The following is an 11987-nucleotide window of genomic DNA, read 5'->3' as shown; positions in this document are numbered from 1 at the left end:
GACTAGGATTCGCTCGGCGACGGAACGGGCGCCCCAACGCGGCTCAACTCTGCCAGGGTCAGGTCAGCGATCTTCGCGTGCCCGGCGGGGTTCGGGTGTAGCGTATCCGGCCCCATGAGTTCGGGGTGCCCGAGAAGTGGCTCGCCAATATCCAGATAGTGGCCACCCGCCTCGGTGACCGCGTGCTCGATCGCCTCGTTCAGGTAGGCGAGCAGAGCAGGCGTCACGAGTCCCGTGTAGAAGATGCCGTTGACGGCATAGATCTGTGCCTCAGGGAACGACTCCCGCAGTGCCTTGAAGGTTTCGGGCACGCGCATGTCGATGAGTTCGCGTGACGCGCTGAGGTCGTTGACCCCTCCGGACACGATCACGATGTCGGCATCCGCCTCGGCAAGGGCGGGCACCCGTTCCACATAGTTGCTTGCGCATACCCCACCTCGGCGCGTGTAGCCGGAGCCGTTACACCCGGCGTTCACCTCCGCCCAGCCCGCACGCGCGGACAGTACCGTCGTCCATCTCGCGTGAAGATCCGCCTCGCTGAGCCCCGTCCCCTGCGCGTAGGAGTCGCCAAGGAACAAGGCGACCGGCGCATCGGCCGATGGTGCGGCGGGCGAGGTTTCTTGCGTCGCTGGCCCCGCGCAGGCGGCGGCCACCAGGGTCACGGCGGCAGCGGTGGCGAGAGCCCAGCGGGTGGTCATGATGTGCCTCTTCCTTCGTCTCCCAGAGGCGCGCGGTGCGCTCTCTGTCATGTATTCGCACCGGTGCGGCACGCGGTTTGGTACACGCGGCCGATGCTGAGGCTAGCTTTGCTGCGGCAGTCGCCCCAGCGGTCGTCCCGTGTGGGTGGCGCCCGGTAGCGTAGCCACATGGCCTCGCGTGGATTCTTTGTGGTGTTCGAGGGCGGCGACGGCGTGGGCAAGACCACGCAGATCGAGCGCCTCGCTGAGTTGCTGCGCTCCGAGGCCGGCGGGTCTCACGATGTGGTGACCACAAGGGAGCCCGGCGGCACGGATCTGGGTCGCGAGTTGCGCCAGGTCATCATGCACGGCGGACACGTCGCGCCACGCGCCGAGGCGTTGCTCTATGCCGCCGACCGCGCCCACCACGTGGAGTCTTTGGTGCGTCCCGCGCTTGAGGCTGGGTCCGTTGTGGTGCAGGACCGGTACTTCGATTCGTCGATTGTGTATCAGGGCGGTGCGCGCGGCCTCGGCGACGAGGTCGAGCGGATTTCCCTGTGGGCGACCGAAGGATTGCTGCCCGATCTCACCGTGGTGTTGGACATGGAGCCCGCGTCGGGCCGACTCGAGCGCGAGCTCGACCGGGTGGAGCGCGAGACTTCGGTTCACGCCTCGCAGATGCGTCAGGGATTCCTCAAGCTCGCCGCGCGGGCGCCGGGGCGCTACGTCGTGATCAACGCCGCTCACAGCATCGACGAAGTTTTCGCTGATGTCGCCGCTGCGGTGACGGATGCCATGTCGCGTGCTGGTGAAGGCGGCGCCCCATGAGTGTCTGGGACGATGTTGTGGGCCAGGAGGAGCAGATTGCGCCGCTTCGCGCTGCGGTCGGCTCAACGGATTCGATGACGCATGCGTGGTTGATCACCGGGCCTCCCGGCTCGGGACGCTCGCATGCCGCCCGTGCGTTCGCAGCCGCCTTGCAGTGTGACAACGGCGGGTGTGGCACGTGTCGCGAATGCCAGACGGCGTTGTCTGGCGCGCACGCTGACGTGACCCTCCTCGCTACGGAGAAGGTGACGATCAGCATCGACGAGGTGCGGGACCTCATATCCGTCGCACAGAGCGCCCCCAGCCAGGGCAAGTGGCGAGTCATCGTGGTCGAGGATGCCGACCGCATGACCGAGCGCACGTCCAATGTGCTCCTGAAGTCAATCGAGGAGCCCCCGCCGCGCACCGTGTGGTTGCTCTGCGCGCCTGCCGCGCAGGACGTGGCGGTGACGATTCGTTCGCGCTCCCGCGTCGTGAGCTTGCGGATGCCGGATCCCGATGCGGTGGCGCAGTTGCTGATGACCCGTGATGGGGTGGAGCCCGCGTTGGCGCGCGAGGTAGCACTTGCCGCGCAGAGCCACATCGGGGTGGCCCGGCGACTGGCGCGCGACCCGGGCGCGCGTGCGAGGCGTGACCAGATTGTGGCCCTTGCCACGGAGATTCGCGGCGTGGGCGACGCGGTGCTGGCCGCCGCAGACCTCGTCGCCGTTTCCGAGCAGGACGCCAAGGCCTCATCCGAGGAACGTGACGCGGACGAGCGCAACGCGCTGCTGCGGACGCTGGGTGCTGACGATGGCGGTAGGCTCCCGCCGGCGTTGCGCGCTCAGGTGAAGCAACTGGAAGACAACCAGAAGCGGCGCGCCACGCGACTCAAGCGCGACGTCCTGGATCGCGCCATCACCGATCTGCAGTCGCTGTATCGCGATGTCGCCGCTACCCAGGTGGGCGCGCAGGTAGAGCTGATCAACGAGGCGCACCGCAGCCACATCGAGCAACTGGCGGGTCGGACCACGCTCGCGGACACGATGCGCTGCCTCGACGCGCTGTCGACCGCGCGAAGGCGGCTGGCGGGAAACGTGTCTCCGCTTCTTGCGCTCGAGGCCATGGCGCTCGCGCTGCGACCGGCCACGTAGGGCCGCCTCTATCCGACCCCATAAACTTGAGCACATGAACAGGCGCACCCTCCTTGGAACAGTCGCGGCCATCGCAGCGTTCGGCCTAGTCCTCACGGGGTGTGTGCCGGAGCGCGACCAGGTGTCACCCAGCGACACCCCCACTGTCGCGTCAACCGCAGACCCCAGCGCATCGGCCGTTGCCCCAGGTGGGACGGCCAGCCCGGCCAATCCCGGCGACTCTCGTGTCTACAACCAGCAGCTCACCTGGTCGCCGTGCGACGAGCTCGAGTGCTCGACGGTGCAGGTGCCGGTGGACTGGTCGAATCCTGACGGTCCTACCTTTGGGGTTGCGATCAATCGCCACGTCGCGCTCGACTCCGACAGGCGATTGGGGTCGATGCTGATCAACCCGGGCGGACCCGGCGGCGAGGGGCTGAGCTTCGCCGAATACTTCGTATCGATCGCGGGCGACGACCTCCTGGATGCGTACGACGTGATCGGGTTCGACCCGCGAGGTGTGGGGCAGTCCTCCGGCGTGAACTGTGGTGACGGGGCCGCGCTCGACGCGTACTACCTGCCGGACGTGGTGCTTAACACGCAAGCCGACATCGATGCCGCCCGCCAAACCTTCATTGAATTCACGAACAACTGCCGTGAGCTCACCGGGCCAGTGTGGGAGAACGTGGACACCGTCAGCGCCGCTCGAGACATGGACGTGATTCGCTCAGTCCTCGGTGACGAGCAGTTGAACTTTCTGGGCTATTCGTATGGCACGGAGTTGGGGGCGACCTACGCGGAGCTCTACCCCACGAACGTGGGCCGAATGACGCTCGATGGTGCGGTGGACTTCCTGCTGGACGACACCCAGATCTCGGTTGACCAGGCCAGCGGTTTTGAGCTCGCTCTCGGCAACTTCGTTGAGTGGTGCCACTCGCAGGAGGAATGTCTCCTGGACGGCAACACTGCCACCGCCAAGCAGCAGATCCACGACATGACCGTCACCGCCCAGGACACTGGATACCCCTCGGGGCACGAGATGGACGTCAACGGCACCCTCATGTTCTATGGCATTGCGGTCACGCTGTATGACCAGACGTCCTGGCCCTACCTGATGAACGGGCTCAACGAGGTGCTCAGGGACAAGACGGCGTCCGTCATCTTCCAACTGGCAAACTTTTACCTAGACCGCGACCCGTCCAGCGGCAACTACAGCTCCAATTCCACCGAGGCCTTTACGGCGATTGGTTGCATGGACTCGCCCCTCGAGGACCCGTACACCATCGAGGAGTACAACGACTTCGCCGATGCCGTGATCGCCGCGGCGCCCACGCTCGGCTTTGCGTATGCGGCTGGCACCGGATGCGACGGCTGGCAGTGGGAGGCCAACGAGCACATCGAGAACCTAGACGCGACGAGCGCAACCGGACCGATTCTGGTGATTGGCACCACGAACGACCCGGCCACCCCCATCAAGTGGGCACGGTCCCTCACGGATCGACTCGGCAATGCGTCCTTGCTCGAGTGGGACGGCGAGGGTCACACTGCCTACGGCCGTTCCAACCAGTGTGTGATCGACGCCGTTGACGGATACATGGTCGACGGCGAGATGCCGAGTTCTGGAAAGCAGTGTTGACCCGCTAGACTATCTGCTCGGCCCGGGATTATTCGGGCTCGCCGCCTTAGCTCAGTCGGCAGAGCGTTTCACTCGTAATGAAAAGGTCGTGGGTTCGATTCCCACAGGCGGCTCCAGCAAGAAAGGCCCGGTCATCAGACCGGGCCTTTTTGCATGTGTGAAGGAGTTACTCCGTCGGGATGGGTACGTGTGTTGTCGTGACAGGAGTCAGGGTCACGGTGACCGAGACCGCGTGGCCGAGCTTCTCGAGAAGAGACTGCTGAAGCTGATCGACGGCTGGTGTGGCGCCCGACCCGATCAGTGACACGGAGACCTCCGCCTCGTTGATGGTCACATCCTGAACAAGCAGATTCTCAGAGTCACCAACCCAGTCAGTGACGACGCTCTGGGCATCACGTTGCTTGGTCGCGGTCGACACGATTCCCTCTGAGGTCAGCATCAGCGGGAGCAGGATGACCGCGGCGAGGGCGACGAAGGGCACCACCGTGATGATCATCTTGGTGGGGTTCTCGCGGAGAGCTCGCGGTCGCGCAAAGCCCGACAGGATGAAGACGACCGCCGCGACAATCACGATGGCGACGAAGTTCGTGAGGAAGAGCAGGAACGCTCCCGCAGCATCGTCCGTGTTCCCTGCGCGCAGTGTGACGCCAACCACCGCCAGCGGGGGTACGAGGGCGACGGCAATGGCGACTCCCGCGATGCTCGCGGAGACACGGCTGTTGACGGTGGCGAATGCGCCCGCGGCGCCGGCAGCCACAGCGATCAGCATGTCGAGCAACGTGGGCGTGACGCGAGAGGTGATCTGAGAGTTCGTGTCGAGTGCTGTCGCTACCGGTACCCACGCCGCAAATGCGTAGGAAAGCAGAATAGACACTCCTACGCCGGCCGCGACCAGCAACGCGGACTGAAGCGCGCGGCGCGACCAGCCGTTGACCAACGCCCCAGCAAGTCCGAGGATGGGCACCATGAGCGGCGCAACGAGCATGGCGCCGATGACGACGGCGGTGGAGTCGGCTAGTACTGCGAAGGTGGCGATCGCGACGGACAGCACGAGCATGATCCACCAGGAGGACATCTTGTCGAATTTGCCCGGGTTCTCGAAGTAGAGCGTATCCGCGAGTTCCTCGCGTCGCTTATTACCCACGTTGGAGCCCCGGATCCAGTCCCAGAGGACTTCCGGAAGCGAGGCGGTACGGGGGTCAACCTTCGTCTCACCTGTCTCGATCAGCCTGAATCCCCAAGCCACCAGGACGAGTCCTCCCACGATGGCACATACCGCCGCGCCCGCAATGAGGGTGTTTGTGGTGGGCTCGGGGGCGGCATTTGCAAGTCCGCCAATGCAGATCGCGGCGATTCCGCCCGTGATGCGGATGCCACGGTGAGTGGCCTCCTTGTGTGCCAGCGCATGAATCACGATGATGAGTCCGCGCACCATGATGTAGAGCCCCACGATTGCGACAACGATGGAAAGGCGAACCTCCCCGCCCTCGTTTGAGATGTAAGGGGCCAGTAGGAGGAGGAGCAGGAGAAGGACAGTAGCAAGCGCTCGCAGGAAAGCCACGAAGCGGTTGCCTCGCTTGCCAAACCGACGACGGCCGATAATTGCGTACACGATGTCGGAGCCCGCCGAAAGGATGAGGCCGACGATCAGGATGAGTTGCAATAGTGCGCTCGACACCTGAGGCAAGAGGAGGACCAACAGGCCGCCGATGACGGCGAAAACCCCTCGCATCGACGCGGGGTTTCCTACCGCGTGAGCGGCGTACTCAATGTTGGCCACGAAGTTCTTCTTGGCGGGCGCGTCGACCTTTGTTTCATCCATGCGTGACACTCCTCTACCCGGGACGATGCGCTAATAGTAGTCCCGCGGGAGGGGTGAGGCGCGCCGAGTTTTCGAGGGGAATCTGGGCCTCACCTTTCGCCCTTCCGCAGAACTCAACAGAGGCGTAGTGTGGATGGGAAACGTCCAAGTCACTGAGGGAGTGCTCTTGAGAATCGTTGTGCGGGTTGCGGCGCCGTTGACCGCCCTAGCGTTGGTGGTGAGTGGGTGCTCGTCGAGCGAACCGGTGGCGTCTCCGTCGGTGTCAGCGGCGACTTCTGTCCCGGCCATTACTGACGGCGGCAGCACGATTGCCCCGACTCCAGTGGCAGTGCCAACCCGAGACACGCTGTCGCAGATTGCGACGTCTAAGAGCAAAGCGATCGATGTCTACCCCAACCCAAACAAGTCTGATTTCACCACGCTCCAAGCGGACGACGTTCTTACCGCGCCAGACGAAACGCCGTTCGTGTTTCTGGTCAAGAGAGTGACCGATGGCTGGCTCGAGGTGTGGCTTCCCACGCGCCCCAATGGCGCCACAGGATGGATCCACACGGATGACGTGACGCTCGCGGACACACGCTATTGGATCGATGTCGATCTTCAAGACTTCGAGCTAAAGGTCTACGACGACGAGGACATGGTGTTTCAGACTGCGATCGGTGTGGGTCAGGACGAGCTGCCTACGCCCGGCGGCACGTATTACATTCGTGAATTGCTGCAGCCACCCAATCCCGATGGGGTTTACGGACCGTTCGCCTATGGCCTGTCTGGCTATTCGCCGGTACTCGACTCCTTCAACGGCGGTGATGCAGTGATCGGCATTCATGGCACCGACGACCCCTCGTCCATTGGCAACACCGTCTCGCATGGATGTATACGGATGCCGAATGACTCGATCACGGAGATCGTGACGAAGGTGGGGTTGCCGCTTGGCACCCCCGTCTTCATCAACGCCTAAAGCGCTACCCGATCTACTCCTCGCACATCAATGCCCGCCTCACGCAGAGGCGGGCATTGATGTGTTCGCTAGTGCGGGAGGGCTATCCGGCGAACGTTGCCTCGGCGACGACCGCGACAGCGGAGGTGGCCTCCGGAAGCGGTGCTGCTCCGAGAACCTGGTCGACCTCGGTCGGTGGGGTGGTTGCGCACGACGGGGTCGCTGGCGGGTAACTCACGGTCGCGTTGGCTTCAGGGTTCACCGCGATGGTTACCTTGATGCCCTTCGGCTGACGCGTCCATCCGAAGTTCTCATTGCCGATGGCGATCCACTCACCGTTGGCGTCGAGCCCCCAGCCGGGCCATCCCGTGGGATTGCCGTCAGCGTCGGTCGAAGCTCCCGGCCAGAGAATCCGACCTTCTCCGATTGGTACCTCGACAACCTCGTCCTTCCAGATCACCCCATTCGCGTCCGGCGTACTCGCGTAGGGACTGTGGAACGTAATGGTGGCCATTCCGGTGGTGTTGGTGGACTGATTGTCCGGGTCAGTGACAACCACCTTGTAATTCAGCCACGGAACATCTCCATCGCAGACTGGAGAGATGAGGGTGCCCTTGAGTGTTGCTGCTTGTGGATCGCCGCACCCGCCGTCCTCTCCGGCCTCGCTATCCCAGAACCTCGTGTCTTCAGTGAGCTGGTAGTCGTAGACCACCGCGATACTCCACGTCTGGCCTCCGTCGTCGGTGGAGCAGATGTCGTACTGCGGAGGCGTGCACTCGGAGCCATCGACCCAGAGAATGTCCGAGTCCTTGAGGTTCTCGCGGTTCGTGATGGTCACCATGTTCGCGGTTCCCGTTTCTGGGTCCCACTGGCAGACATCCACGGGAGGCGCGGTAGCGCAGTCCGGAGTCGCGGGAGGGTAGTTAACCCCCTCTTGGGTGAGTTCCGGATTGACCTTCATCAGGATCGTGACTCCTCCACGCGTCCATCCGAAGTTCCCGTCGCCTAGCGACTCCCAGTTGCCGCTCGCATCCTGACCCCAGCCAGGCCACCCCGTGGGAGTGATGCCGTCCGCTGCGACAGACGCGCCGGGCCACAGGAAGCGTCCCTCGGAGGTGTAGGTGCCGGTCGCATCGTCGAACACGGTGTTGAGTGCGATCTCGATGGGTTCGGTGGTCCGAGTCTCGTCCTCAGGATCGATGAATGTGACATACGCAACCTCATGTTGTGTTGCTTGCCCGTCGGGGTCAGTCAGCACAATCTTGTAGTTCACCCATGGGGCATCGCCGTCGCACACTGGCTGGAGGAACGATCCTCCAAGCTTCGGCTCTTGAGGAATCTTGCAGTCGACGCCGTCTTGGATTCGGCCTTCAGGGATTTCGGTCTGCACGCCGTCTATGTTGGCGCAGAGGTCGACCGGTGGCGGGGGGCATTCGTCGGACGGCTCATCAGCAGTCCAGAGGAACCAGTCACCGTTGCCAGAGTTGCCGTGGCTCACGAAGTAGGGAACTCCGGGCATGTGATAGATGAGTGCGTGGTTTGCAGACTGCGGGTCACCGCTATTGGCGTTCCAACCGTCGGCGTCAGGGGCAGGCCCAGCGTCGGAAGTGACGGGTCCACCAGTCCAGGTGTGCCACACGGCATTCTGCCATTCACCAACACCATCGGTGCAAACCACAGGGGGTTGGCACGTCTCGTCGTCGTAGGGGGTGTAGTTGCCGGTGGAGAAGTCGGCTGCGCTGACGTGGCCGAGTTCGTAGTTGTCGGTGCAGATGGGGACCTCGGGCGGGTCACAGGGGTCGGTGGCGTTGGGGTAGGCAACGGTCGTGGTGAATTCCGGGTTGTAGGACACGTTGATGTTCATGTCGCCTACTCGGGTCCAACCGAAGTTGCCGCCGGTGTTGGTGAGTACGTCGTCGACCAGTTCCCATCCGGGCCACATTCCGGGACCGCCACCAGGCCAGTTCACGGAACCCGACACTGGGAATCCTCCGGTCACGTCGACCTCGTGTGTCCAGGTGTTCGAGCCATCGGTCATCGTGATCGTCGCGACGTCAGACGCCGTGGCCTGTGCGTCTGGGTCGTTCAACGCGATCGTGTAGTTCAACGTCGGAACGTTCTCCACACACTGCGCCGTCACAGAACCAGACAACACCGGGTCTGCGGGTTCGTTGCAGTGGGTGTAGTTGCCGATCTTGACGAGTTTGTAGGTGGTGCCGAAGCCTGCGTTAGGCAGGTGGTCTTCGGCGGGGTTGTTGGGGCTGGTCAACGTGCCACCGGCGAGAAGGTCGGCGGTGATTTGGGTGTCCCAGTAGATGTCGACTTGGTAGCAGCCATAGCCGATGTCGTTGAGTTCGTCGTCGAGGCCGCTGAGGTCGGGGTTGACCTGATCCTTGCTGGTGACGAGGGTTTGTGGCCAAGTGGCGTGTAGGGAGTCAGTCCAGCTGGGCATCCGCCAGGCTGCGATGACGAAGCATCCATTGTCTTCGGACAGGATCGCCTTGTTCTGCGCAGCGTTCTGCAGGAGCTCCGAGTCAATCTCGGGGCAAACCGTGGGTGGCTGGCAGTCTTCCTGGTTGTAGATGGTGTAGTCCTCGGAGTTGTATAGCGATCCGGCTATCTCCATGGGCTGCCAGGTTTCAGTGTCGCAAACCACCACTGGTTTCATGCAGTCCTCGGACTTTTGGACGTACTTCCAGGCTGTGTGGTGCCCGCCGGGGATCAAGTGTTCGGTGGGGTTGTTGGGTCCGTAGAGGACTCCGCCATCGATGAGGTCCTTCGTCTCTTGAGTGTCGAAGTAGATATCGATTTGGTAGCAACCCCACTCGGGTAGTTCGTCATCCAAGGCGTCGAGGTCCGGATTGAACTGGTCGGCAGAGGTGACGTAGACCTGAGGCTTGGAGAAGTTGGGACGCGGGTCCCAACCGGCCATTTGCCAAGCAACAATTACGAAGCAACCATTGTCCTCGGACAAGATCGGGTCGTGCCCATTGAACGCGACTGTGGCGGAGTGCAGCCCCTCGTCCGTGATGGTTTCGCAGAACGGGGCGACACAGGTGGCTTCGTCGTAGGGGGTGTAGTTGCCGGTGGAGAACTCGGCTGCGCTGACGTGGCCGAGTTCGTAGTTGTCGGTGCAGATCGGCACGTCCGGCGGGTCACAGGGGTCGGTGGCGTTGGGGTAGGCAACGGTCGTGGTGAATTCCGGGTTGTAGGACACGTTGATGTTCATGTCGCCGGCTCGGGTCCAGCCGAAGTTGTTGCCAGTGTTGGTGAGTACGTCGTCGACCAGTTCCCATCCGGGCCACATTCCGGGACCGGCACCAGGCCAGGTCACGGAACCCGACACTGGGAATCCTCCGGTCACGTCGACCTCGTGTGTCCAGGTGTTCGAGCCATCAGTCATTGTGATCGTCGCGACGTCAGACGCCGTGGCCTGTGCGTCTGGGTCGTTCAACGCGATCGTGTAGTTCAACGTCGGAACGTTCTCCACACACTGCGCCGTCACAGACCCAGACAACACCGGGTCTGCACAGTCGCCGCCGTAGAGGAAGAACCATTGACCGACGCCGGCCTCATGGACGAGCAGTGGCTGATCCTCGCCCACGTGGAGGACATTGTCCGCCCACAGTGCGGAGATTTCGGCTGGCGTACCCATGTACTTGTCGACCTGGTACCAGACGCCGCACTCTGGAACAAAGTTGTCGCTGTATTCGCCCACGTAGTCCTGGGGGAAGATCGATTCCCGTGGCGAGTTGCAGGCCGTCGACGGCAGCCCCATGGCGCTCTTGCCCACCTCGTTCAGCGAGGACTTGAGGCTATCCTTGCAGTCGCCATCTAGCTTCCAGATGTGCCACTGCATGATCTTCTCTGGTTCATTGGGCGCACACGAGGGGTCGTTCTCTGTCGCCGTATCCGTCTCGGGATTGCCAAATGTCTTCTCGCCCAACACCCACGCGCCATTTTCGAGGACGTATGGCTGAGTCCACGGAGTAGTAGTCACCGTGAAAGTGCGGGTCCCATCAGCGGGTTCCGTGCAGAAGTTGTCGCGTTCGACCTTCTCGCCAGTTTTGTCGGCTGGCTGCTCGGGGAGGCAGGGTTCGTCGCTAAACTGGATCTTGAACTTTAGCTTGCCGCCACTTGATGGCTTCCAGAGGTCTGAGGTGTCTCCCCATTCAACATTGCGGCCATTGAGTTCCGCGTAGACATAGCCCCGCTTAAAGCTATAGGTGATGCGATCGGTATTTGAGGGAAGCGTGAAGTCGTCGTTCTCGGTGCCGCACTCGTCGACGATCGCGGGAATCTCTGGAACGACGACGGTCTTTTCCGGCGGGGGAGTAGGTGCGGGGCAATCAGCGAGAGAGGGCTCGTCGTCCACGCCCACGATTCCAATCACCACGGACTTGCCGTGCTTATCGTTGAACTCGGTACCGTTAGGCGGGTTTCCGTCTCGGTCCCAGCCGAGAGCGTTGAAGTCAACCTCGATAGGGTTCTGGCCCGTCTGTAGCCTCTCGTCCACTCCCGGTGTTCCGACGTACTTGCAGACGTAGGCCTTGTGAATCCGCGGTTCGTTATCCCCGCCGTTGCCGCCCGCATAGGACGGACCCGCAAAGGTCACGGTCAGCACGAGCGCGAGAACCAGCGCCCACATTTTTTGGAAATCCCTCAGCTTCATGATGGTCGTCCTCCCCAGACTATGCGCGCAGTCGACGGTGACTACGCACGTATCCCATTACGCGCCACGCTAGAACTGACCACCAGCGGCATACAGTCGCCCAAAAAAAGTGCGTGACGAAAGTGACGAAGTGATACTGATGTGGTCAATGTGACTAAAGGGGTTCAGGAGATCGGCGTGTCAAGGTTTCGCTTTCGTGCCCGAAGGGGTAGATAACAGGGGCTTTGCGGATATGCCACAAAACGGACATTCCGCATCGCTTTGGCCTATGAGGCACGTGCGTCCGCTACACCGCACCCTCAG

Annotated in this window: 7 protein-coding genes and 1 tRNA gene; 5 read left to right on the top strand and 3 right to left on the bottom strand. The window is 62.6% G+C overall.

Going from position 1 to position 11987, the window contains the following annotated elements; genetic code table 11:
- Positions 1 to 2: 2 nt before the first annotated feature.
- Entirely contained in the window at positions 3 to 698 is a 696-nt protein-coding gene (locus tag AOP73_RS01965; protein ID WP_061962962.1) for an SGNH/GDSL hydrolase family protein, read from the bottom strand.
- Between the two features lie 168 nt (positions 699 to 866).
- On the opposite strand from AOP73_RS01965, the gene tmk reads away from it, so the two are divergent.
- From tmk to AOP73_RS01945, 4 genes are all read left to right on the top strand, one after another.
- Complete coding sequence (tmk, locus tag AOP73_RS01960) at positions 867 to 1505, top strand: dTMP kinase (protein WP_061962961.1); 639 nt, start codon at positions 867 to 869, stop codon at positions 1503 to 1505.
- Entirely contained in the window at positions 1502 to 2638 is a 1137-nt protein-coding gene (locus tag AOP73_RS01955) for a DNA polymerase III subunit delta' (RefSeq protein ID WP_061962960.1), read from the top strand. The genes tmk and AOP73_RS01955 overlap by 4 nt, the downstream gene beginning before the upstream one ends.
- A 34-nt stretch (positions 2639 to 2672) precedes the next feature.
- Complete coding sequence (locus tag AOP73_RS01950; protein WP_061962959.1) at positions 2673 to 4253, top strand: alpha/beta hydrolase; 1581 nt, start codon at positions 2673 to 2675, stop codon at positions 4251 to 4253.
- A gap of 40 nt (positions 4254 to 4293) precedes the next feature.
- Positions 4294 to 4369: transfer RNA gene (locus AOP73_RS01945), tRNA-Thr, on the top strand.
- A 50-nt stretch (positions 4370 to 4419) separates the two neighbouring features.
- Here AOP73_RS01945 and AOP73_RS01940 read toward each other — a convergent pair.
- Positions 4420 to 6075, bottom strand: a complete 1656-nt coding sequence (locus AOP73_RS01940; protein ID WP_061962958.1) for a DUF389 domain-containing protein — start codon at positions 6073 to 6075, stop codon at positions 4420 to 4422.
- Between the two features lie 322 nt (positions 6076 to 6397).
- Here AOP73_RS01940 and AOP73_RS01935 point away from each other — a divergent pair, with 322 nt between their 5' ends.
- Positions 6398 to 7033, top strand: coding sequence for a L,D-transpeptidase (locus AOP73_RS01935; RefSeq protein ID WP_160295416.1), 636 nt, complete (start codon positions 6398 to 6400; stop codon positions 7031 to 7033).
- Between the two features lie 82 nt (positions 7034 to 7115).
- On the opposite strand, the gene AOP73_RS01930 is transcribed toward AOP73_RS01935, so the two are convergent.
- Positions 7116 to 11684 carry a hypothetical protein gene (locus AOP73_RS01930; RefSeq protein WP_152650506.1) on the bottom strand — a complete coding sequence of 1523 codons (4569 nt, stop codon included), beginning with the start codon at positions 11682 to 11684 and terminating at the stop codon, positions 7116 to 7118.
- Between the last annotated feature and the right edge of the window lie 303 nt (positions 11685 to 11987).

The sequence above is a fragment of the Demequina aurantiaca genome, from assembly GCF_000975135.1.
GTDB classification, from domain to species: domain Bacteria; phylum Actinomycetota; class Actinomycetes; order Actinomycetales; family Demequinaceae; genus Demequina; species Demequina aurantiaca.
This window is presented reverse-complemented; position numbering and strand designations above follow the sequence as displayed.

Excerpts from the sequence above, each read along its gene's own strand:
- tmk (WP_061962961.1), top strand. The coding sequence starts at position 867 with ATGGCCTCGCGTGGATTCTTTGTGGTGTTCGAGGGCGGCGACGGCGTG.
- AOP73_RS01930 (WP_152650506.1), bottom strand. The coding sequence starts at position 11,684 with ATGAAGCTGAGGGATTTCCAAAAAATGTGGGCGCTGGTTCTCGCGCTC.
- AOP73_RS01955 (WP_061962960.1), top strand. The coding sequence starts at position 1,502 with ATGAGTGTCTGGGACGATGTTGTGGGCCAGGAGGAGCAGATTGCGCCG.
- AOP73_RS01950 (WP_061962959.1), top strand. The coding sequence starts at position 2,673 with ATGAACAGGCGCACCCTCCTTGGAACAGTCGCGGCCATCGCAGCGTTC.
- AOP73_RS01940 (WP_061962958.1), bottom strand. The coding sequence starts at position 6,075 with ATGGATGAAACAAAGGTCGACGCGCCCGCCAAGAAGAACTTCGTGGCC.
- AOP73_RS01965 (WP_061962962.1), bottom strand. The coding sequence starts at position 698 with ATGACCACCCGCTGGGCTCTCGCCACCGCTGCCGCCGTGACCCTGGTG.